General features: G+C 65.2%; 1 protein-coding gene. It reads right to left on the bottom strand.

Annotation, left to right across the window (positions count from 1 at the left end; translation table 11 throughout):
• Positions 1-1,061, bottom strand: a 1,061-nt coding sequence (locus HZZ16_RS36880) for a DUF1522 domain-containing protein (protein ID WP_197955760.1), incomplete at both ends; no start/stop codon positions are given.

Here is a 1,061-nt window from a genome sequence, read left to right on the forward strand (position 1 = left end):
GTCGATCTGGTTCAGGATGTTGTTGTACTGGTTGACCAGGTTGGCGCGCGAGGTCTGGGCAACGGTGTCCTGGACGGGGCTGGAAGCCGTCGAGAACGTCAGAGCGGTCGTCAGCGTGCCGCCGATCGCACCACCTGCGGCGCTCGAACCGATGGTCGAGGACGCGTAGTCGTTGGTGGTGGAGATCGTCAGCAGGCCGTTGGCGTCGATCGTCGCCGTCAGGTTGTTGGCCTGCAGCTTGGTGTTGAGCTGATCGAGCGTCTTGACCGTGCCGTTGGTGCCGTCGCCGAAGGTGACGTTGACCGCCGTGCCGCCGTTGAAGGAGGTGAAGGTCAGGGTCTTGCCGCTGATGCCGCCGATGCCGGAGGTACGCGCCGCGGTGAAGGCGGTCGATGTGCCGGTGTTGCCGGCAAGACCAAGCACGTTCAACGCATTGCCGGTGCCGGTGATCGAGAGGTCGGCGTTGACGCCGGTCGAGAGCTTGAGCTGACCGGAGGCGTTGATCGACGAGTTGGTCTGGCCGGTGGCGGTCGCAAGCGTTGCGGTGCCGTTGGCATTGATCGTCGCCGTCTGCACGCCGGTGGCAAGGTCGATCGCCTTCAAGACGTCGTTGACCGTGCCGGCCTGCAGATAGACCGTCGAGTTGCCATTGCCGTCGGTCAGGACGTTGCCGCTCGCACCATAACCGCTCGGAACGCTCGGAGCACCGGTCGAGCCCGGGATCGGCGCGTTCTTGAAGGTGATGACGTGACCGTTGACATTCAGCGTCGAGCCGTCGGTGATCGTCGCACCCAGCGAGGCTGCGCTCGTGGTCCGGTTGACCTGGACCGTTGCGTTGCCGCCGCCCACAGAGTTCGTCAGGGTGAGGGCCTTGAGCAGGTCGGCCTTGCCGGTGACGGTCAGATCCGCACCTGTCGAGCTCCTCAGCGTGACGGCGCCGCCCACAACGGTCGAGGCGGTCTGGCCGACGCTCGTGGCGATCGTCGCAGCACCGGAGCTGATGGCAACTGTCTTGACGCCGCTGGCGAGATCGATCGCGGTGAACAGATCGTCGACGGTTG

Source organism: Bradyrhizobium glycinis (assembly GCF_016031655.1).
Lineage (GTDB): Bacteria > Pseudomonadota > Alphaproteobacteria > Rhizobiales > Xanthobacteraceae > Bradyrhizobium > Bradyrhizobium glycinis.